Below are 22,264 nucleotides of genomic sequence, written 5' to 3'. Positions count from 1 at the left end.
ACCTCCCTAAACGCATTCCGCAGCCCAGCGCTGCCGATCAAAGGAACACTCCATGATTGAGGCAACAGACCTGGCCAAGGCCTACGGCGGAAAGACCGCCGTGGCCGGGGTCAGTTTCACAGTCCGGGCCGGACAGGTTACGGGCTTCCTGGGACCCAACGGCGCCGGGAAGTCCACCACCATGCGCATGATCATGGGACTGGACCGGCCGACGTCGGGCTCCGTCACGGTGAACGGACTGCCCTACGCCCAGCACAAGGCACCGCTGCACGAGGTGGGCGCACTGCTCGACGCCAAGGCGGTACACACCAGCCGCAGCGCCTACAATCACCTGCTGGCCATGGCCGCGACGCACGGCATCCCCAAGGCACGGGTCCACGAGGTCATCGAGATGACCGGCCTGGAGGCCGTGGCCAAGAAGAAGGCCGGCGGCTTCTCGCTGGGCATGGGACAGCGGCTGGGCATCGCCGCCGCCCTGCTGGGTGATCCGCAGACACTGATCCTCGACGAGCCGGTCAACGGCCTGGACCCCGAAGGCGTGCTATGGGTACGCAACCTGGTCCGCTATCTCGCGAACCAGGGCAAGACGGTGTTCCTGTCCTCGCACCTGATGAGCGAAATGGCCCAGACCGCGGACCACCTGATCGTCATTGGCCGCGGCAGGATCATCGCCGACGCACCCGTGAAGGACATCATTGCCGGAACCCGCCAGGCCAAGACCCTGGTCCGCACCGACGACGCCCTGCAGCTGCAGTCGCTGCTCGCAGGCAACGGTGTGACGGTGGACCAGAGCGAGCCGGAAACCCTGACCGTGACCGGCCTGGATCCGCGGCAGATCGCCCGGGTGGCCCTGGACAACAGCGTGCTGGTCTACGAACTCACCCCCAAGGTGTCCTCGCTTGAAGACGCCTACTTCGACCTCACCAAGGACGAAGTGGAATACCACTCGCACCTGGCAGGCGGCCCGGCGGGCAGCCAGCCGCAGGCGGCCCCGGCTCCGGCGACGGCAGGAAAGTAAGGACCATGAGCACAACAATCAACAACGCCCCCGCGTCGCGTTCCGCTGCCGGTACCCGGCACAGCCTGAGCTTCGGCGGCGTCCTGCGCTCCGAATGGATCAAGCTGTTCTCCCTGCTGTCCACCCGCATCCTGCTGGTGCTGACGTTCGCAGCCATCATCGGCGTCGGCGTCCTGACCGCGTTCGTCCGCTACAACATCCTCGATTCCATGGCCGCCAACGCCAGGGCCCAGGGGCTGGAACCGTCCTCTGACATGCTGGAGCAGTCCATGCCGCCGGGCTCCGGCCTCGACCTGTACAACCTGCCCAACGCAGGGCTTCAGATCGGCATCCTGATCTTTGGTGCCTTGGCTGTCCTGTTCATGGCCTCCGAGTACGCCACCGGCATGATCCGCTCCACCATGAGCGCCGTTCCGGCCCGCACCCCGGCCTTCGCGGCCAAGGCCATCATCCTGGCGGTGGTGTCCTACGTCATCACCACGGTGGCCGGTGCCGTCACCTTCCTGCTGTCCGTCCCCATGTTCCAAGGCCTGGGGCTTGACCTCTCCTGGTCCACTGACGGCGTGATCTACAGCGTCTTCACCGGTGGCCTGTACGTGGCGGGCGTGGCCCTCATCGGCCTGTCCCTGGGCACCCTGCTGCGCAATTCGGCCGGCGCCATCACCGTGCTGGTGGGCATCTTCTTCGTCATCCCCATCGCCGCGGGCTTTGCCTCACTTATCCCGGGCGACTTCTGGAAGTACGTGCCGCAGTACATTCCGAGCGAAGCGGGCGGCCGTTTCCTGGCCATCGGCGAAATCGACGCCTACATCGACCCCTGGCAGGGCGGCTTGCTCTTCCTGGGCTACGTCCTGCTGTTCCTGGTGCCGGCAATGATCGTGCTCAAGAATCGCGACGTCTGACCCTACGGACAGCATGAACGAAGCATCAACGGCAAAGGACGCGCTGGTCGCCGGCAACTGGCAGGCCGCCGCGTCCTTTGCCGAGCTTAACGAGAGGCGCCGGGGCAGGATCCGGCGCTACCTCTACGAACACCCGCGCGTCATGGACGCCGTGGTGGCGCTGAGCTACATCCTCCTGGTGGCTCCCACCGCCGTGGATGCCCTGGTCTCCGGCAAGTGGCTGGCAGCTGCGCTGCTGGGGACCGTGGCGGGGGCACTGTTCCTGCGGCGCTTCCACCCGGTGGGGCTGGTGGCCTTCGTGGCAGTCATGGAAGTCGCCGTGACGCTGCTGCACCCCTGGGGGTCCAACGTGTCCACGGGCCTGTGGTTCTCGCTGTATTCCGTGGCGGTGGTGCACACCCGGCGCTTCGCGCTCATCACCATGGCGGCAGCCACCGCACCGCTCGCCCTCCTCTACCTGCTGGCAGCCGTCGGGCCCATGGAAAACTCCTTCGTCCAGGACCAGGGGGCCAACCCGGCGGACTTCCACCTGCTCACCAGCATCGCCACCGGTGCCACCATCGCACTGTCCAACGTCATCGCCACGGGCATCGGCATCGGTGTGAAGCAGCGCCGGGAACATGAGCAGCAGGTTGCCGCGTGGGCCGCGCGGACCGCCCGGCTTGCCTCCGTCAACGAACGCAACCGGATCGCCCGGGAAATGCACGACGTTGTTGCCCACTCGCTGACGGTGATGATCAGCCTCTCGGACGGCGCCGGCGTCGTGGTCCGGAAAAGCCCTGAGCGGGCCGGCGAGGTGCTGGGCGAACTGTCCCGGACGGGGCGGACAGCGCTGGCGGACATGCGCCGGGTGCTGGGCGTGCTGCGAGACGACGCCGGAACGGCCGCCCCGAGGACTCCGCTGGCGGCGGGGCAGAGCCTGGCGAAGCTGCTGGAGGGTTTCCGCACCGCCGGGCTGCCGCTGCACTATTCGCATACCGGCCCGGCGCTGCCCAACGATGCCGCATTCCAGCTCACCGTGTACCGGATCGTCCAGGAATCGCTCACCAACGTGCTCCGCTACGGTCGATCCCTGGGGCGGGTGGACGTGGACATCGCCCGGCAGGGCGCCATGGTGACCATTGACGTGCACGACGACGGCGCAGGCGGGAGTGCCCACCGCACCGATGACGGAGGTGCCCAGGCCGACGCATCGCCGGGATCGGGCCTGCCGTTTGGGACCGGACAAGGGCTCGCCGGCATGGCCGAGCGGGCCCGGATCTACTCCGGTACGGTGACCGCCGGGCCGGGCGGGCGCGGCTGGCGCGTCCACGCGGTCCTGACCTGCCCGGCCGATGACCGACCTGAACCGATCTCCGCACCCCCCGAACTGCAAGGCAAGGCATGACTGAACACGCACCGATCACCGTCCTGCTGGTGGATGACCAGCCACTGCTGCGGATGGGATTCCGCCTGATCCTGGAGGGCGAGGACGACCTGCACATCGTGGGCGAAGCCTCCGACGGCGCCGAAGCCGTCAAGCTCGTCCGGAACCTCACCCCGGACGTGGTGCTCATGGACGTCCGAATGCCGGTGCTGGACGGCATCGAAGCCACCCGCGCCATCACTGCCGAAGGGTCCCCGGCCCGCATCATCATCCTCACCACCTTCGATGTGGACGAGTACGCCTTCGCCGGGCTGCAGGCAGGGGCGTCCGCGTTCCTGCTCAAGGACGTGGCGCCGTCCGAACTCATCCACGCCGTGCGCGTGGTGGCCAGCGGGGACGCAGTGGTGGCACCGAGGGTCACCCAGCGCCTGCTGGAAACGTACGTCCGCGGTGCGGCAGCCCCGGCCCCCGCCGCGCAGGCTCCCGACCCCCTGCTGGGGGACCTGACGCCGCGCGAAACCGAGATGCTCGAGGCCATGGCGGAGGGGCTGTCCAACGCCGAGATCGCGCACCGGTACTTCCTGTCTGAGGCCACGGTGAAAACGCATGTGCGCCGGATCCTGACCAAGCTGCACCTCCGGGACCGGGTGCAGGCGGTGGTGTACGCGTACGAAACCGGGCTGGTGGTGCCCAGCAACCCCGACTACTGACAGCCGGTTCACAGGAAGGCCCTATGCAGGACATAGGGCCAGGCCCTTTGATGGACTCATGACTTTGCTTCCGCCCCATGAATCCGGCCCTGAGGAACAACAGCCCCACCCAGACCACGACCGGGGGCTGGAGTTCGACCTGTCCACGATGCTGAGCCGGCGGTCGCTGGGACTGTTCCTTGGCGCCGGCGGTGCCGCGGCTGCCCTGGCCGCCTGCACGCCGGGCGGTTCCTCCACGGCCAGCCAGCCGGCGTCGTCCGCTTCCACCGCCTCCGCCACGGCGTCCGCTTCCCCGTCCGCGGCGACTTCCGCCAGCGCCACTCCGTCCCCCACGCTGACCCGCGCCATTGCCGAATGCGGTGTGGAGATCCCGCAGGAAACCGCAGGACCGTTCCCCGGGGACGGTTCCAACGGCCCCAACGTCCTCGAAGCGTCCGGAGTGGTCCGCAAAGACATCACCTCCAGCTTCGGCTCAGCCTCCGCCACCGCCGAAGGCGTCCCGCTGACATTTACGCTGACCCTGCTGGACAACGCCAACGGCTGCACCCCCATGGCCGGCGCCGCCGTCTATGCCTGGCACTGCGACCGGGACGGAAAGTACTCCATGTACGATTCGAGCCTCACCAATGAGAACTACCTGCGCGGAGTCCAGGAGGCCGATTCGAACGGCCAGGTCACGTTCACGTCCATTTTCCCGGGCGCCTACTCCGGCCGGTGGCCGCACATCCACTTTGAAGTGTTCGAGTCCATGAACAACGCGACGGCGGCGGGCCAGGTACTGGCGGTTTCGCAGATTGCGCTCACCCAGGCCGCATGCGACGACGTCTACGCCACGGCCGGATACGAACGCAGCGTCACCAACATGAAGCGCACCACCCTGCAGTCAGACAACGTGTTTGGTGACGACGGCGGCATCTACCAGCTGGCCACGATGGCAGGTTCGGCGGCCGCGGGCTACACGGCTGGGCTCAACGTCACCATCTAGACTCGGGAGCATGCCTAACCAATCCCCTGCCACAGACCACATCCAGGACCTTGGCGCTTTCGTCAGCGCGTCGCCGTCGAGCTTCCATGCGGCCCACGAGGCCGGACGCCGGCTGGCGGACGCGGGATTCACCCGGCTTGACGAGCTGGAGCCGTGGGACGGCGGGGCCGGCCAATTCTTCATCATCCGGGATGGCGCACTGATCGCCTGGGTGGTTCCGGAGCACGCCGGTCCCACCACCGGGTTCCACATCCTGGGCGCCCACACGGACTCGCCGTCCTTCAAGCTCAAGCCGAAGCCGACCACCGGGGCCTACGGCTGGCTGCAGGCCGGGGTGGAGGTCTACGGCGGCCCGCTGCTGAACTCCTGGCTGGACCGGGAGCTGCGGCTGGCCGGCCGGCTGGTGATGCTGGACGGCACCGAGCACCTGGCCGCCACCGGACCGCTGCTGCGGTTCCCCCAGCTGGCCATCCACCTGGACCGTGCCGTTAACGATGGGCTGACGCTCGACAAGCAGCGGCACATGAACCCGGTGTGGGGACTGGGAAACCCGGCAGACTTCGACGTCCTGCGGGTCCTGGCCTCGTCCGTGGAAGGCGCCTCCGTTGATCCTTCAGGCATCGGAGGGTACGACGTCGTCATCGCGGACACGCAGGCACCCGCGGTTTTCGGGGGGTCGGGTGAGTTCTTCGCGTCCGGGCGGTTGGACAACCTTTCCTCCACGCACGCCGGGCTCGCGGCGCTGATAGCGCATGCTTCGTCCGGTGCCGCTGACGCTGCTGCACCGATTGCCGTGCTGGCCGCGTTCGACCACGAGGAGATCGGCTCCAACTCGCGTTCCGGTGCCTGCGGGCCCATCCTCGAGGACGTGCTGGTGCGGATCTCCGACGGCCTCGGCGCCTCGGTGAGCCAGCGGCGGCAGGCCCTGGCGGCGTCGTTCTGTGTTTCCGCCGACGCCGGCCACGCTGTCCACCCGAACTATGCCGAGCGGCACGATCCCGCCAACCACCCCGTGCTCAACGGCGGGCCCCTGCTGAAGATCAACGCGAACCAGCGGTACGCCACGGACGCACCCGGGGCGGCGCTGTGGGCCCGGCTGTGCGGTGAAGCGGGCGTGCCCTACCAGGAGTTCGTGTCCAACAACGCGATCCCGTGCGGCTCCACCATCGGTCCGCTGACCGCCACGCGGCTGGGAATCCGGACCGTGGATGTGGGTGTGGCCCTGCTGTCCATGCACTCCGCCCGCGAGCTGTGCGGTGTGCAGGATCCCTGGCGGCTGGCCTCCGTGGCCGAGTTGTTCTTCCGCACGGCTCTCTAAGTACTCCGCCGGGGTGCCCACAATGTTCCGTGCGGGTACCCACACGGTGTTTGGTTGCGCCTAGTGGGGAAGAGTACCCGCCCCTACGGTGGTGCCATACGGGAGCCCCAAGGGTAGGCGGTCCACGGTTCCGGACCGCTTTTACGGGACCAGACGGTCCTACCCAACGGTCACCCGTCCTAACTGACTGACGCGACGGGGTGCCGGCTTCTGCCGGTCAGGCGGAGCCGGGGAGTGCAGACCCCGGCTCTGGCTACTTTCCCTGGTCGTGCCGCGACCTTGGAGCCATGAGATGACGTCTGCACCTGGAGAGTCCCGCCGGCACAGCCCAGTACTGGGATTATTTGGACTTTTCGCTCCTGGAAGGAGCCCAAGAGGGCGGCACCGAGAGCCGGCCGGAGGGTCTCGGAAGGTTTTACTCGGGGGAGTCGGCGTCGACCTCATGACACAGGAGGCGGCCGTCGCCGCGATCCTGGAACATGCCGCCACCGGTCAGACGCCACTGGGAGTACTGTCGGCGAACCTCGACCACGTGAACCATTTCGGGTCGGGCGGCCGATGGGAGGGGTGCCTGGATCTTGCCCCGGTTAACTGGCTGACCCTGCTTGATGGTGCCCCCCTGGTGGCCAAGGCGGAAGGCCTGACCGGACGCTCCTGGCCGCGCCTCGCAGGCAGCGATCTCATCGACGTGCTATTCGACGGGGCGGATCGCAACGGACTGTCCGTTGGGTTCCTCGGAGGCAGCGTCGAGGCGCAGCAAATGGCTCACGAGCGCTTTCGGCGTGATCGGCCGGCGCTCCGCATAGCCGGGTGGTGGACTCCCCAACGGCAGGACCTTACTGACCGGGCTGAGTGCACGCAGCTCATCGCGGACATCCGTGCATCAGGCGTGGACATTCTTGTGGTCTGCCTTGGCAAGCCCCGGCAGGAATTGTGGATCTCAGAGTACGGAGCCCTGACCGGCGCAAAAGTACTGCTTGCCTTCGGGGCAGTGGTTGACTTCCTGGCCGGCAACATACGCCGCGCGCCGGTTCGTGTTGCCAACGCGGGCCTGGAATGGGCGTGGCGGCTGGCCCTGGAACCGCGTCGGCTGGCAAAGAGATACCTGGTGGACGGGCCGGAGGCTTACCTTAAGCTCCAGCGATTCAGCGGCGGAACTGCCGCAACGTCCGCGCTACCAGCAACCGGGAGCGTGGCAGGTTCCGAGCCGCGAAGCACTGCGGCCCCGGGGAGCCGAACAGTGCCACGCGACGGCTTCACGCCGGTCACCGAACATGCCGACGTGGCAGTGCTGGTGGTTACCTATAACAGCGCTTCAGACATCTGCGGCCTCCTGGACAGCCTGTGCCCCGAAACCGGGGAACAATCCATTAAAGTGGTGGTCGCGGACAACTCGCCTGACCCGCTGACCCTGACCATCGCCGCACGCTATGCCGGGGTCGATGCGTTCGCCACGGGAGGCAACATCGGCTACGCGGCCGGGATCAATGCGGCCATGGCCAGGGCGGGAACGGCCGACACGTACCTGGTGCTCAACCCGGACCTCCAGGTCATGCGGGGGGCGATTGGTGTGCTGCGCGCCTCCATGGCCCGAACGGGGGCAGGCGTTGTGGTGCCCGTCCTTCGGGACCCGGACGGCACCGTCTATCCATCCCTGCGCCGGGAACCGAGCATCCTCCGGGCGATGGGTGACGCCCTTTGCGGAAGCAGGTTCCCGGGGCGCCCCGGGTGGCTTTCGGAAATGGATTTCGATGCGGAAGGCTACGTTCACGCCCACAGGGTGGATTGGGCCACCGGCGCTGCCCTGCTCATCAGGTCCGACGTCGCCGCATCCGTAGGCCCATGGGACGAGAGCTATTTCCTCTACTCCGAAGAAACGGATTACCTGCACCGTGTGCGCGAAATTGGATGCACGGTGTGGTTCGAGCCGAAGGCTGCCATGCTGCATTCGCGAGGCGGTTCCGGGCGTTCCGCGGCCCTGGACGCCCTCATGATGGCCAACAAGGTCCGCTACGCCAGCAAACACCACGATGCCGGCTACGCAATGGCCTTTCACCTGATGGTGGTTCTCTCCGCCCTTCTGCGGATGGGACTGCCGGGCCGGAGAGGCACGCTGGGACTGGTCGCAAGGAAGAAGAGATGGGATGCCCTGCCCCACGCGGCCAGCTATTCCAGCCTGCAGAGGGAGGATATCCCCGCCGGAGCCGTGATCATTCCGGCCCACAACGAGGCCTCGGTATTGGGCAGGGCGTTGGAAGCCCTCACGCTTCCCCGTGAGAGCGGCAACGTGGAAATAATAGTTGCCTGCAACGGGTGCACCGACGGGACCGCGGCCATCGCGCAGGCGGTGCCAGGGGTCCGCGTGATTGATGTAGCCGAGGCATCGAAACCTGCCGCCCTTAATGCTGGTGACGAGGTGGCTACGCTCTGGCCCCGGATGTACGTGGACGCAGACGTTGAAGTACCGGTGGAGGCCCTGCGCGCCACCTTTGAAGCACTTTCCGGTGGTGGGGTCCTCTGTGCCCGGCCGCGTTTCACGTACGACACTGCTGGTGCATCCTGGAGTGTCCGCGCGTACTACCGGGCACGTAACCGCCTACCTCAAGCGTCCGCGTCGATGTGGGGCGCAGGGGTCTACGGGCTGAACCGGGACGGACACCAGCGTTTGGGCCGGTTCCCGGAGTTGGCGGCCGAGGACTGCTACCTCGACGGGCTTTTCACGGACAGTGAAAAAGCAGTCCTTGAATGCCCGCCCGTGACGGTCAGGACGCCGCGCACAGGCAGGGCACTCCTGACGGTTTTGAAGCGCACGTATCGCAGCAATTCCGAATTGCCCCATCCCCAGAGTGGCCACACTGCGCAAACCCTTCAGGAACTGGCCGCTTCCATCAAAAGTCCCTCCTCGGCTGTTGATGGGTCCGTGTATGCCGTCTTCGCTTTGCTGGGCCGCCTTTTGCCGAGTTCCCACGGATCCTGGGAGCGGGACGAAAGCAGCCGAACCTGACGTTCCCGCTCTGCCGGTCCTCCCCAATGCGGCCAGGGTGTTTTCACGCCGGGTCCGAAGATTTGCTTATTCGCATCTCAAGATGGAGTTAACGTGTTTTCGACATCGAGTTTCACCCCGGGCACCCTTCGCTCGGCAGCGAGCACTTTGGTTTTGATCCTCATCGCCACCACGCTGTCGTTTGCGTCCGTGGTGGTTACGGCGCCTGCCGCCCGCGCGGACGCGTGCACTCCACCCATTACCAATGCCATTGCCTGTGAGAACTCGTTGCCCGGGACCCCGTCCTCTGACTGGGAAGTCACGGGATCGGGAGATTCGAGCATTCAGGGTTTCGGCACTGCAATGAGTGTGAATATTGGCGAGGCCATCAGTTTCAAGGTGAAAACACCTGCCTCCGCCTACCACATTGATATTCTCCGCTTCGGTTACTACAAGGGAGACGGGGCGCGGAAAATAGCGGCCAACATTCCACTCAAAGTGAATCTCCCTCAGTCGCAGCCGGCCTGCCTGACACAGCAGGGTACCGGACTGATCGACTGCGGCAACTGGGCTGTCTCTGCTACGTGGACCGTCCCGTCAACAGCGGTCTCGGGCGTGTATTTCGCACATCTCGTACGAAATGACACCGGCGGGGACAGCATGGTTCCGTTCGTGGTGCGCAACGACGCAGGCAACAGTGGCATCGTCGTGCAAACATCGGACACTACGTGGCAGGCCTACAACACCTACGGGGGAAACAGCCTTTACAGCTGTACCGTCGCCTGCCCCACGGGGAATCCACTGGCATACAAATCCGCCTTCAAGGTGTCGTACAACAGGCCTTTCCTGTCTACGGGCGACCTTGGCCACAGCTGGCTGATGGATACCGAATACCCCATGATCCGGTTCCTGGAAGCAAATGGATACGACGTCAGCTACATGAGCGGACTCGACACAGCAACCAAGGGAAACCTGCTGAAGAACCATAAGGTCTTCATTTCATCGGGCCATGACGAGTACTGGAGTGGAACTCAACGCTCAAATGTTGAGGCAGCGCGAAATGCCGGGGTGAGCCTGGCCTTCTTCAGCGGCAATGAGGCTTTCTGGCGGACCCGGTGGGAGGCATCCATCGATACTTCCCAAACTTCCGGGCGCACCTTGGTCAGCTACAAGGACACTCACTACAACACTCCTGTGGACCCGGTGGAATGGACCGGAACCTGGCGGGATCCGCGTTTTGGGACGGCTTCCGGCGGTGGGAATCCGGAGAACTCGCTGACGGGCCAATTCTTCCTGGTGAATTCCGGATCAGCGGATATCAAGGTTCCGGCCCAATATGCGGCGCTTCGACTGTGGCGGAATACCGCTGCAGCAAGGCTGACCGGTACCCAGTCCCTCACCCTCGGAAGCGGCCTCGACACGCTGGGATACGAGTGGGACATTGATGCTGACAACGGCTTCAGGCCCGCCGGCGCCTTCAAGCTCTCATCCACCACAGTTTCTGTGCCGGAAGCCTTCACGGACTACGGCAGCACCACCGCCCCATCGAGCCAGACACACAACCTGATGATGTACCGGGCCCCCAGCGGTGCCCTCGTCTTCGGGGCAGGAACGGTCCAATGGGCCTACGGCTTGGACAACTTCACGATCCCCACCAGCTCGCCGGACAAGAACATGCAGCAGGCCACGGTGAACCTCTTCGCAGATATGGGAGTCCAACCCTCGACACTCCTCACGGGCCTGGTGGGGGCAACGAAATCGACGGATACAACCGCACCCGTCTCTGTGATCACGGCGGGATTGAATGGCCAGACGCTTGCTGATGGTTCAAACCTGGTGGTCTCCGGGACAGCATCTGATGCAGGCGGGGTGGTGGCCGGCGTTGAGGTTTCCACGGACGGCGGGACCACCTGGCGCGTGGCCAGCGGGACCACCAACTGGACCTACAGCTGGACAGTTCACGGCAGCCCGTCGGTTTCCATAAAGGTTCGGGCCACGGATGACTCCGGCAATACCGAAGTGCCAGGTTCCGGCGCCACCGTCAACGTTTCATGCCCCTGTTCCGTTTTCGGGTCGAGCGTGGTGCCCGCCGTGCCGGACTCCGGTGACGGTGGCAGCGTTGAAGTCGGCATGAAGTTCACGGTTGACGTGCCGGGAACGATCAACGGTGTGTCGTTCTATAAGTCGGGCCTTAACAAAGGTACCCATGTGGGCAATCTGTGGGCGTCAGACGGAACCAGGCTCGCCACGGCTACTTTTGCCGGTGAGACGGCGACCGGCTGGCAAACGGTAAATTTCGCAAGCCCTGTGGCTGTCTCGCCCAATACGACGTATGTGGTTTCCTATTTCGCCCCGCAAGGCCACTATGCCCAAGCGGCAGGGTTCATGTACCCGAATCCCTCTCCCATGCCGGCTGGCCGCTCTTCCCTGGACAGCGGTGTGCTGCATGGCCTTCGGAACACCTCCAGCTCGGGAAACGGGGTTTACACGTATGGCGCAGCAAGTGCCTTCCCGCGTTCTTCATATAACGCCGAAAACTACTGGGTTGATGTGCGGTTCATGCCTGCCACTTCAACGCCACCTTCGGTCACCTCAACATCCCCGGCGAACGCCGCAACGGGCGTACCGGTCAGCACTGCTCCTTCCGCGACCTTCAGCCAAGGGGTAACGGCGGGCAGCATTGTGTTTACGCTGAAGAAGCCCGACGCTTCACTGGTTCCCGGAACCACTACCTACAGTTCGGGAACAACGACGTTCACCCCGTCGTCGTCCCTGGCTTACAACACCACCTACACTGCGACAGTAAGCGGAGCCACCAATGCCGCGGGCCAAACGATGACTGGTCCCTACACTTGGACATTCACGACGACGGCCCCACCGCCTGCGCCGGCAGTGAGCAGTTCGACGCCGGCCAACCAGGCCACTGGTGTGGCGGTGTCTGCCACACCATCCGCCGCCTTCAACCAGGCTGTGGTCCCCTCATCGGTTGCCTTTACCCTGACCGGTCCCTCCAACGCGCCGGTGGCGGGAAGCACCAGCTATAACTCCGCGAACAACACGGCCACATTCGCACCGGGCAGCGCACTGGCCTTCAACACGGCGTACACCGCCACGGTCAGCGGAGCCGTCAGCTCCACGGGACAGGCCATGGCCGCGCCGTACACCTGGACGTTCACGACCGCAGCGGCAGCGGCACCACCGGCCGTGTTGTCCACGGCTCCGACAGATAAGGCGACGGGTGTGGGTGTCAACACGGCTCCAGCGGCCACTTTCAATCAGTCCGTCACCGCAAGCAGCATCACCTTCAAACTCCAAACAGGTGCCACGGTGGTGGCGGGAAGCGTGTCGTACAGCGGAACCACCGCAACCTTCACACCAGGCAGTGCACTGGCCTTCAGCACCACGTACACTGCCACGGTCAGCGGTGCCACCAACTCTGCTGGGACGGCGATGGCTGCACCTTATTCGTGGACATTCACCACAGCCGCTCAACCCACTGCGGCCTGCCCGTGTTCTGTGTTTGCGGCCGGTACCCTGCCTGGGACCATCGATCAACCTGACGGCTCAGCGGTTGAGCTTGGGATGAAGTTCCGCTCCGATATCGCCGGCAACATCACGGGGGTCCGTTTCTACAAGAGCTCAAGCAACACCGGTACCCACACCGGAAATCTGTGGACAGGTGGTGGCCAGTTGCTGGGGAGCGTTACGTTCACAGGAGAGTCCGGTTCCGGCTGGCAGCAGGCCAACTTCAGCACCCCTGTAGCCATCCAAGCCAACACGACGTACATAGTTTCGTACTTCGCGCCTAACGGGCATTACTCGGCGGACGGCCAGTTCTTTAACAGCACCGTGGACAATTACCCGCTCCATGGACTCGCCAGCGGAGTGGATGGGTTGAACGGCGTCTACCGGTATGGCACCTCTGGATTTCCATCGAGCAGCTATAACAACGCGAACTACTGGGTTGACGTGGTGCTCAATGGGTCGTCCTCCGCCACAGTGCCCACGGTATCTTCCACGTCGCCGGCAGCAGGGGCAACGAACGTCGCCACTGCCAGTCCGGTCAAGGCAACATACGATCGCGCGGTGGATCCAAGTACCGTGACTTTCAATGTCAGGGATGCGTCCAACGCGGGCGTCCCCGGCACGCTCACATATGACAGCCTCACGAACACGTCCGTCTTCACTCCGACGGCATCGTTGGGCTACAACACCACCTTTACCGCCACAGTCTCCGGGGCGAAGGGAAGTAACGGACAGGCCATGGCGGCGCCGTTCAGCTGGTCGTTTACAACGGTCCAGGAGCCAACGGCAGGCTGCCCGTGCACTGTTTTCGATTCCGCAGCGGTTCCGTCCACTGTTACCGTCCAGGACAACTCCGCAGTAGAACTTGGCATGAAATTCAGGGCGGATACGAATGCCAATGTCACAGCCGTCAGGTTCTACAAGGGGCCGCAGAACACCGGAACGCATATCGGCAAGTTATGGACTTCCGGCGGGCAGCTTCTTGGCTCTGTAACCTTTACCAACGAAGGCGCCACCGGCTGGCAGCGGGCCACCTTTGCAACGCCAATTCCCATTACCGCCAATACCGTCTATGTGGTTTCCTATGTGGCCCCCAACGGTTTCTACTCGGCGGACGGTGCATTCTTTGCCGGAAAGTCTGCTGACAGGGGAATCCTGCACGGACTCGCTGAAGGCACCAGCGGCGGGAACGGCGTCTACCTCTACGGGGGAGGTGGTTTTCCGACGAATACATGGAACTCCACGAACTACTGGGTGGACGTGGAAGTAGCAACGCCCTAGCAATACTGTCCACCACGGGCCCGCGACGAGCCGAGCAGGCGTCGCGGGCCCGTGGCATGTCTCCCGCTAAGCCGGAAGGATCATGCCTGCCAAGGGGCGCCAGTCACGGCAACGGCGCACGGTTGGACACCGTATCCCAGGGGCAGGGCATCAGTTGATACCGAGGTTGCAGGAGCTCCCACCGTCGAACCGGTAAACGTGAACAGCGTTCGCGTCGTCGAAGGTATCCGTAAAAGTCTTGCCCGACATGGAAATGGTCCTGCCCTCATCCAGGACAGTGACCTGCTCCGGCGAACCGCAGGCAAGGGAAAAAGCAACGTCCCTCCGCTCGTTGCGGGTGGAAGCTGCCATCAGATAGAGGTGTCCGCCGCTGGCCTTAACCAACATATCCACGCCCGGCGTGCCGCTGGTGATAAGGCCTGTTATGGAAGGCGCATTCAGCGCTGGAGCCAAGCTGGTGATGAGGTGGTTCACTGCTGTTACGGCAGGACGCACGTCACCGCCGCACTCATCGCGAAGGACGTGCTGCGACAGGCACGTGCCGCCGAAATTGTGATTGAAGTACACGATGCCCCGTGCGCCGTGAATGAGGCTGCTCCACACTGCAGCGCGCACTTGCGCCGGGCTTATGGGGGGCGAAGCAGGATCGGAGAACGGCTGGCCAACTTCGACGAAGGCCCAGACGGGCTTTGAACCGGCGGGTTGGACAAGTGAGCGTACCCGGTCAACGGTCCAGCCGTAATGGGCTGCGGTGCGGCACTCTTCGTCGCTGAGGTCGCGGCCTGGAGCGAAGACAGCACCGCCTTCCACCGGACTGCAGATATAGGGGTCCGTGAACCAATAATTGTCCGCGGACACCACATCCTGGTATTGGTTGACAAATTGTGCTGCTTCGGAATCCTTGAGATGAAATGTCACGCCCTTGCCGTAATTGGCGTAGAGCAGGGATTGGCGCGGAAACTGTAATTTCAGGGACTCTTGTATCGTGTAGCCACAGGCCGAATCGGGGGGATCGCAAATGATGCCCTCGCCCTGCGTCCGGCCGGTCCAATTGCTGTTCCCGCCACCACCCCACATGTCAACTTCGTCGGAGATTACAAAACCTGAAGATCCCGATTTCGTGGTGGACGGAAAAGCGTGCAGGCCGTTCGACTTCACTAAATCCACGTTCGAATCATCGGTGAGCTGCACATAGGTGTTCAGGCCGGCGGCACGGTCCGTCGCAATATCCACGTCACTCAGCACACTTTCAAACCAGACCCCCACGGGGAAGAACCCGGGATCATCCGGTAGGGATGGAGAAAACCTGCCGTAATACGCGGTGCCCCCGTCGATCGGATGGAGTGAGATTCCCGGCGGCAGGAGTACCTGCGCCGACGCCGGGACGTCAGTGCGCGCACTGGGTGAAATGTAGGACGCTGCCAGAATAAACGCCATTATGATTGCGCTTTTCCACATCGACTTTGCGGAACTCCACATTGTTTTGTATAAACCATTGCGGAGTTCAAATTTGGCTTTCACACTATTTCCCCGATCGCGAATATCAGGCCTATACCTGCACGAAGTTTGCGGAAATATGCAGGGTTAAAAGGACTGAATTGTGGCTAAGATATCACTCACGACATTGGCCGTAAACGGCGCTTTGTGCCTGTTTGAACGGGAAGAGTGGGGGATGTGGGAAAGCATCTGCGGGTCGAACCAGCGCTGCGGCCGACAGCCCTGATTGATGCCCCCACCCAGTTCGGCTACGGAAATCAGGGAACTCCCCTTCTGCTGCGTGCAACGGCCGCGGCGTGCTTCATATTTCCATCCAACATGGTTCTGGAACCGCTCGGAGCAGCCGGCTACGTAGCGCATGTCCTGGCATTGTTGGTGTTCGCGTTGTGGACCACGTCGGTCATGTTTGGGTTGCACCAAACGATCGACCGCGAACATCCTGGCCGGGCCGTCCTGGCGGCGCTGTTCGTGGTTTCGTGCGCCTCTTATGCCGCGATGTACGTGGGAATAAGCGGCGGATCGACCGATGCCACCCGTGCAAGTGCGGACCGCTGGATGCTGCTCATGGTTGCTTCGTCCGGGATCGTCCTGATGACGACCGAGACAACGAGGACTGTCGACGCTGCCATGCAGCTGGTGAGGGCCCTTTTGTTCGGCGCTGTCTTCTGCAGCCTGGTGGCCGCCTACCAATTTGTTGCCCATGCGGACCCGATGGCTTGGTTTCAAGGGCTGATGCCAGGGTTTAAGGACAACGGCGGAAACCAGCCCTTCCAGGAACGGGGAAGTTTCCTGCGGGTTGCGGGCAGTACTTTCCACCCCATTGAACTGGGCGTCATCGCCTCGATGCTCCTTCCCCTCGCACTGTGGCGGGCGCTTTACGATCACACAGGGCGTAAGTGGATGCACTGGGCGGGCACGGGACTCATCGTGTTCGCCATAGCTGCAACAATTTCCCGCTCTGCGGTTCTGGGCGTATTGACGGTGGCTTTCGTGTTCCTGCCGTTTCTTCCGTCCCGATCCAGACAATGGACAGTCCTTGGTTTCCTGGGTGCGGCAGTCCTCCTGTTTCTGGCGGTGCCCGGATTCGTGGCGACGTTGTTCGGGACTGTCACGGCAGGGACGGCGGATACTTCCATCACGGCCAGGCTTGAGGACTATCCCAGGGTGGAGGCCATGATGTCGGCCAGGCCTTGGCTTGGGATAGGGCCGGGGGCGTATCTCACCCGCAACGCTATTGAGGTCCTGGATAACCAGTACCTCAAGACCATCGTTGAAATGGGCGTACCGGGATTCCTGGCGCTGCTTGCCTACATGGTCGTTCCCGGGATTGCTGCTTGGACGGCGGCGTTCAAGGCGAAAGCGGAGCGCCTGAAAACCCTTGCCGGTGCGGTAGCAGCCTCCTGCCTGGTCGCCGCCCCCGCCTCAGCGGCCTTCGACTTCCTGGGTTTCCCCGTGGTGGCCCTTATCTATCCGTTTTGTGTCGGGCTATCCGGGACCGTTTGGCTGCTCGTGGCTGACGAACGGCGGACGTCCAGGCCGACCACCAACCGGCAGGGTGCCCACCCTGCAGAATCAGAAAGGCAACCATGACCCCCGTCTCGGTCCTCAAAGTTTTGTGGCGGCACAAGCTGGCCATGTTTACGGTTTTGGTCCTTACCCTGATTGCAGGGGGCTACGTTTTTTTCTTCGCGCCCCGGAGTTACATGGCGTCGACGGTCTACGTACTGGTCACACCCCGGCTCCCCAGCACGGAAGAAATGCGAAGCGATCCCGCACTGGCTGCCTTGAACTCGGACAACCCGTATCTGCGTTCTGCTGACAGTTCGTTGATAACGCAGGTTATGGCGACGAAAATGAGCTCCACCGATGTCATTGACTCCCTCAAGGAAGATGGCGAGACCCCCGACTACACAGTGACCCTGCCGGCCACCACGGGAGCCGGCCAGCTGATCCGCATGGAAGCGACCGGTTCGAGTCCAGAACGCGCCATCACCACGGCGGAGACATTGGGCAAACGACTTATTACCCAGCTCCGGGATGCGCAAAGGGTGAACGGAGCCGACGACCGCTACCTCTTCACAGCTCTCCAAATCGATCCGCCCAGCAAGGCCACAGAGCAGTTTTCCAGCCGTCTTCGTTCGCTTGTTGTAGTGCTCATTGGTGGCGTCATCCTCATGTTTGGAGCAGTCTCCATTGCACGGTTGGCGGAGAACTCGCGGGCGTCCAGGGCCTCCGGGGCGACGGAATCCCCACGGCAGGCGCGGCGGAGCCAATCCCGCCCAGGCGGACACAGGCCGGCGTCGGCTGTCCACAGGGAAGCACCACTTGGGCCGCAGCTCGCCTTTTTGCCCGACGACGACCATCCATCCCTGATGGTGCCCGACACACTTTCCTACGAGGAACGGGGTTCAGGTGTCCCCGCGCAGCGTTGAAACGCGGCCGCGTGTGCCCGTTTCCATCATTTGTGTCTACAACGATCCCCGCGTGCTCAGCGAGTGTCTGTCGCCTTCCGTGGAGGCCGGCCTGTTCGAAGCTGAAGGCAGCGAATACCTGCCCATGGACAACACGACCCAACGGTTCTCATCAGCCGGAGCGGCTCTGAACTACGGGGCGTCCCTGGCGCGAAACGACGTGGTTGTCTTTGTCCATCAGGATGTTTACCTGCACTCCATCCCTGCGCTGGAAAAAGCTGCCGCCGCGCTCATGCAGGATGAGTCGCTGGGCATGGCCGGAGCAACGGGAGTTACCCGGGACGGCCGCCTCCTCGGACTCATACGAGACCGTACATTTCTTTCGGGCGAGCATGAACCGGCACTGGCGGAAGTCGACAGCCTTGATGAGGTTCTCTTCATGGCCCGTAAGGAGCAGGTCCGGCTTTATCCCATCAGCCAGGAGATCGATCTTTCGTGGCACGCCTATGCCGTCGAATACGGGGCAAGACTCAGGACCCTGGGCAAACGGGTTGTCGTGGCGGACATTCCGCTGACGCACAATAGCCTGACCATAAATCTTCACCGCCTGGCCGAAGCGCATCAACATATCGCGGTGGCGTACCCGGACCAGCTTCCGATCATGACCACCTGCGGCACGGTCAAGCGGCCCGTCCGGGTCATCAAAGCCCTTCGCGCTCCTTTCGGCGCCCATAAGTGGCGGTACCGCTGGCTGCGGGAGTCCCTTGCTGCCTACCGGTTGAGGAAGAACTCATCCCTGCGCCTGCCCACGGTCCTGGGGGACCTTCGGCGGGATATTGACGAGATTTGCGCTTCTGCGGGGGTCATTGAGGCCTCGGTGATCAGTGTCTACCCCAACCATGGTGGGTCGCGGCGGATGGGCGGACCCCTGGAGCTGCCCCGGCGCAACGTCCGGTTCAGCTTCTTCACCGCTGACGAAGCCACCTTGGCCGGCCTGGTGGCCGCGCACCACCCCGGTTCAACCGTGGCCATCACGAACGTCAATGGCGCCACGATCCGGAGTGCCGTTCAGGCCCTGCAGGGAAGACGGGTCCTGCTGGGATTCCACCAAACTACTGGGGCTTGGATCCTGGCCGGACCCGGTGTGGAAGCCGCCAGCGCGTATTACCGGAACCCCAGGTCCATACCTTTGGCTATGAAGCTGGCGTGAAGCGCCTGCGTGCATCTGAAAGCCAGCACCGGAAACGGTCTGGAAGCAGCTGGGTGGGACTCAACGACTGCGACACACGCAGGTCAGCCCATCGGCTGACCCTTTCGGGCGCTGCAAGGAACGGCAGGCTGTCGGCAACGGCAGCGCCCATCCCGGCATACCCGGTTTCCAGCTGCACTTTTGCAACCATCCGGTCCAGCGGACCGTTCCGCCATGGAGTGGGACCCGTGACAATGGGTGTCGATCCCGCACGGCCGGCCGCGGCGTAGACCCCGCGGACCGTTTCCTGCCAGGCCGAGGGACTGTGCGTGTCAATAATTGCCTTTCGGACGGCGGCCCCGCGAGTTGCCCTGAACGATGGGGAATCCGACAGCATTTTCAACACGGAAACAAATTCAGCTGAACCCGTCGGCGCCAGGAGAAGGCCGTCAAGGCCGGGTGAATCGGAACCGAGCACGGCGCAGTCTTCAGGGTGTCCCCTGAACGTTACTAGCGGCAGGCCGTGTGATCCTGCCTCAAGCAGGGATGTCAGGGACGCAAAGGGAAAGGAATCAACGTAGGCATCCGCGGCACCCAGCAGGGTGGAGATGTTCGGCAACCTGCCGAGCGCTTGTATCCGGCCACCGGTTGCCTCGGCAGCCCGGGACCAGATTCCTGTCGGGTCAGGTCCGGCCACAATCAGCCGGGAGCCTGGCCGTTCAACCAGGAATGCCTGAAAAAGTCCTATCAGGGAGTCTGTTCCCACGGGGTCGTACTTGCTGCCGGCCGCGGCAGAGACCACAACGAAGTCTGTTTCCCGGGCCCCGAGGTCCGATCGAAGCGCCGACCGTCGAGTCGCAGCGGGCCCCGTGAGCCCGTGGAGTTCGAGTGGCCTGTTGGCTACGACGCAGCGCCCGGCTTCGACTCCCCGGCGGTTAACGGCCAGGTCCCTGCCGCTTTCGCGCAGGCACAGGACGACGCCGGCAGCCGACGTACCCTGCCAGAAGACATGATCGGCATGATTGACGAAGACCGCGGGCGGCAACCCGGGCAGTCCCAAAGCAAGGGTTGGCACCACATCGTGCGGATGCGCGTGCACTACGGCCACGTCGGCTGAAGCAACCATCCGCCGGAGCACAGCCGCGCGATGGACCAGTCCTGCGGCCATACGGTCAAGCAACGTCAGTGCTTCACTGTCCGGAAGACAGGACGCAATCTTGTCCGGAACGTCAGAACCTCCCTGCCTGGTGACGACCAGCTCATGCCGCGAAGCCTGATCCTGCCTGATCCAATGGGCAATGCTTTGGGTGTGTCCACCGGTGCCGTATACCTGCGTGGCCACGTGGACAACCCGACGGACGTTCGAAGTCCTGGCGAGGAATCGCGGAGGGGGCGGTTCAACCGATTGGCGGATGAGGCCCAGGACTTCTTCCAGCTCCTGGCTGGCAAAGAGGCCGGTGTGATCGGTCCACGCGAAGCGCGCAGCGATTTGGGCTTGGACTGCCGCCCGTTCCCACTGTCCGGCCGCAGCGAGCCGTGCTGCCCGGTGGACCAGGGCCTGGAAGTTTTCCCTGTTCCCGCTAATGGTCTCCAAGGCCGCCGCTCCTTCCCAACTTTTTCAGGATGCCCACATCGGAGCGCTTCAACCAGAGCAGGCCTGCGGCGACCAATGTTGCAGCGATACCGGATAAGACCAGTGCCCACACAGCCGGCAGGTCCATCAGGTTTAGCAGCCCGGACAGAGCCAGCAGTATGACTGAACCCGTAGCCGGAAGGAGGAGTTGGCGGAGCACAAGGCCCGGATGAAGTCCTACCGTCCGCAGCCGCCACAGGTACAAAGGAAAAACCAGCGCCACAACCACGGCGAACTGGGCCAGGGCTATCCCTGAAATGCCCCCGGCGGCTCCGAAGAAGAGGGCCGGCACCAGGGCTGCCAGCCAGCAGACCTGGATGGACATGATGGAGCCCGTCATCCCGGCCACCACAAGATAGTCGTAGATCAGCTCAAAGAGGATACGGAACCCGGCCAGCATCGCAAGCCAAAACAGTGCGGCGGCGGCGTTGGCCCACGCATCCCCGTACACAAGCCGAACGATGGCGTCTGCCTCGGCCGCCAGCAGTGTGACGGCAGGGAAGACCACACTCGCCGAGACGCCAATGAGGGCTGTAACAGTTGTGCGCATTTTCCCGCTGTCGTGCTGAAGCCGGGCCAAAACGACTGGCGCCACGCTGCGAAGGGGCTGCGAAAAGACAGTCGCAGGCCAATTGGAGAGATTGAACGCGAGGACATACATCCCCAACATGACCGGCCCCAACGTGCTGCCCGTAATGAGCTGGTCAAGGTAGCCCACGCAAAAGACGATGATGCTGGTCCCTGCGAGGGGAAGGCCGAACCGGAGCAGGGGTAACAGGTACGCGCGGTCCATACCCACCCTCAGGGGCAACGGGGACTTGACGACAAACAGCACGCCGGCGGCAACAGTTCCCGCCAAGCGGCCCACAGCAAGGCTCATCGCGCCGAGGCCGGCCAGGACCAGGCACACCGAGACGACGGCACCCGTCCACACATTCACCTGGTCAATAAGCATTTTCATTTTCTGGTCAAGCGCGCGTTGCATCAGCGCTGCGGGCGTGGCCACCACGCCGCTGACCAGGACGCAGCAGACCATGACACGGACAACGCCAGTCGATTCGGGATCGCCCATGAACCCGGCAAACCAGGGGGCTGCAACGAGGCCGGCACCGCAGATCACGACGCTGCTGGCAAAGGAGATGGTGGTAACCGTGGGGGCGATCAGTGCGGGGTTCCCGGGCCACCTCACGATAGCGAGGCTGACGCCCAATTCGTTGAAAGTAAGGACCGCAAGCAACGCCACCATGGCCACGGCGAAGCTGCCGTACGATTCCGGACCAAGCAGCCGTGCCAGTACGATCCCGATTCCCAGGGTACCGAATTTGGCGAGGCCAGTGTTGAGCAGGCTCCACGCGAGGGCGGTAGTGGCGCCCGGCCTCCGTAACCCGGCCCCGGGTTGAACGTTTACTGGTTCAGCGGAAGGCGCGGGACGCTTCACTGGGGGCT

Annotated in this window: 14 protein-coding genes; 11 read left to right on the top strand and 3 right to left on the bottom strand. The window is 63.6% G+C overall.

Annotated elements, in window-relative coordinates; translation table 11 throughout:
• The first annotated feature begins 52 nt into the window (after nt 1-52).
• The 8 genes from BLT71_RS01340 (at nt 53) to BLT71_RS01305 (ending at nt 14,088) form a co-directional block, all read left to right on the top strand.
• Nucleotides 53-1,018, top strand: a complete 966-nt coding sequence (locus tag BLT71_RS01340; RefSeq protein WP_091716909.1) for an ABC transporter ATP-binding protein — start codon at nt 53-55, stop codon at nt 1,016-1,018.
• A 5-nt stretch (nt 1,019-1,023) separates the two neighbouring features.
• A complete protein-coding gene (locus BLT71_RS01335; protein WP_091716907.1) occupies nt 1,024-1,920 on the top strand; it encodes an ABC transporter permease in 897 nt (298 codons plus the stop codon).
• A gap of 13 nt (nt 1,921-1,933) precedes the next feature.
• The gene (locus tag BLT71_RS01330; protein WP_172829888.1) at nt 1,934-3,307 is read left to right on the top strand and encodes a sensor histidine kinase; all 1,374 of its coding nucleotides are present in this window, start codon (nt 1,934-1,936) and stop codon (nt 3,305-3,307) included.
• Nucleotides 3,304-3,996, top strand: a complete 693-nt coding sequence (locus tag BLT71_RS01325) for a response regulator (RefSeq protein ID WP_091716905.1) — start codon at nt 3,304-3,306, stop codon at nt 3,994-3,996. Before BLT71_RS01330 ends, BLT71_RS01325 begins: the two co-directional genes overlap by 4 nt.
• A 58-nt stretch (nt 3,997-4,054) precedes the next feature.
• The gene (locus BLT71_RS01320) at nt 4,055-4,981 is read left to right on the top strand and encodes an intradiol ring-cleavage dioxygenase (protein WP_091716903.1); all 927 of its coding nucleotides are present in this window, start codon (nt 4,055-4,057) and stop codon (nt 4,979-4,981) included.
• Nucleotides 4,982-4,991: 10 nt separating this feature from the next.
• Nucleotides 4,992-6,299 carry a M18 family aminopeptidase gene (locus BLT71_RS01315; RefSeq protein WP_091716901.1) on the top strand — a complete coding sequence of 436 codons (1,308 nt, stop codon included), beginning with the start codon at nt 4,992-4,994 and terminating at the stop codon, nt 6,297-6,299.
• Nucleotides 6,300-6,741: 442 nt separating this feature from the next.
• On the top strand, nt 6,742-9,303 hold the full coding sequence (locus BLT71_RS01310; protein WP_091716899.1) for a WecB/TagA/CpsF family glycosyltransferase: 2,562 nt from the start codon (nt 6,742-6,744) through the stop codon (nt 9,301-9,303).
• A gap of 93 nt (nt 9,304-9,396) precedes the next feature.
• The gene (locus BLT71_RS01305) at nt 9,397-14,088 is read left to right on the top strand and encodes a DUF4082 domain-containing protein (RefSeq protein ID WP_091716897.1); all 4,692 of its coding nucleotides are present in this window, start codon (nt 9,397-9,399) and stop codon (nt 14,086-14,088) included.
• Between the two features lie 150 nt (nt 14,089-14,238).
• Here BLT71_RS01305 and BLT71_RS01300 read toward each other — a convergent pair whose 3' ends face one another.
• Nucleotides 14,239-15,609: a hypothetical protein gene (locus BLT71_RS01300; protein ID WP_231994402.1), complete on the bottom strand. Its 1,371-nt coding sequence runs from the start codon at nt 15,607-15,609 to the stop codon at nt 14,239-14,241.
• A gap of 153 nt (nt 15,610-15,762) precedes the next feature.
• Between BLT71_RS01300 and BLT71_RS01295 the strand changes: the two genes are divergently transcribed.
• The 3 genes from BLT71_RS01295 to BLT71_RS01285 are packed head-to-tail and all read left to right on the top strand — an operon-like array spanning nt 15,763 to nt 19,206.
• Nucleotides 15,763-17,175, top strand: a complete 1,413-nt coding sequence (locus BLT71_RS01295) for an O-antigen ligase family protein (protein WP_231994401.1) — start codon at nt 15,763-15,765, stop codon at nt 17,173-17,175.
• A complete protein-coding gene (locus BLT71_RS01290) occupies nt 17,172-18,017 on the top strand; it encodes a YveK family protein (RefSeq protein ID WP_091716893.1) in 846 nt (281 codons plus the stop codon). Before BLT71_RS01295 ends, BLT71_RS01290 begins: the two co-directional genes overlap by 4 nt.
• Nucleotides 17,998-19,206: a glycosyltransferase gene (locus BLT71_RS01285; RefSeq protein ID WP_091716891.1), complete on the top strand. Its 1,209-nt coding sequence runs from the start codon at nt 17,998-18,000 to the stop codon at nt 19,204-19,206. Before BLT71_RS01290 ends, BLT71_RS01285 begins: the two co-directional genes overlap by 20 nt.
• Here BLT71_RS01285 and BLT71_RS01280 read toward each other — a convergent pair.
• Together BLT71_RS01280 and BLT71_RS01275 are read right to left on the bottom strand one after the other, a co-directional pair.
• Nucleotides 19,190-20,779, bottom strand: a complete 1,590-nt coding sequence (locus BLT71_RS01280) for a glycosyltransferase family protein (RefSeq protein WP_091716889.1) — start codon at nt 20,777-20,779, stop codon at nt 19,190-19,192. The genes BLT71_RS01285 and BLT71_RS01280 overlap by 17 nt on opposite strands.
• Nucleotides 20,766-22,256 carry an oligosaccharide flippase family protein gene (locus BLT71_RS01275; protein WP_091716887.1) on the bottom strand — a complete coding sequence of 497 codons (1,491 nt, stop codon included), beginning with the start codon at nt 22,254-22,256 and terminating at the stop codon, nt 20,766-20,768. The genes BLT71_RS01280 and BLT71_RS01275 overlap by 14 nt, the downstream gene beginning before the upstream one ends.
• Between the last annotated feature and the right edge of the window lie 8 nt (nt 22,257-22,264).

Origin of the sequence: Pseudarthrobacter equi, from assembly GCF_900105535.1 — a bacterium.
Classification (GTDB): domain Bacteria; phylum Actinomycetota; class Actinomycetes; order Actinomycetales; family Micrococcaceae; genus Arthrobacter; species Arthrobacter equi.
The sequence above is the reverse complement of the archived record's forward strand: the minus strand, read 5'-3'. Positions and strand labels throughout refer to the sequence as shown.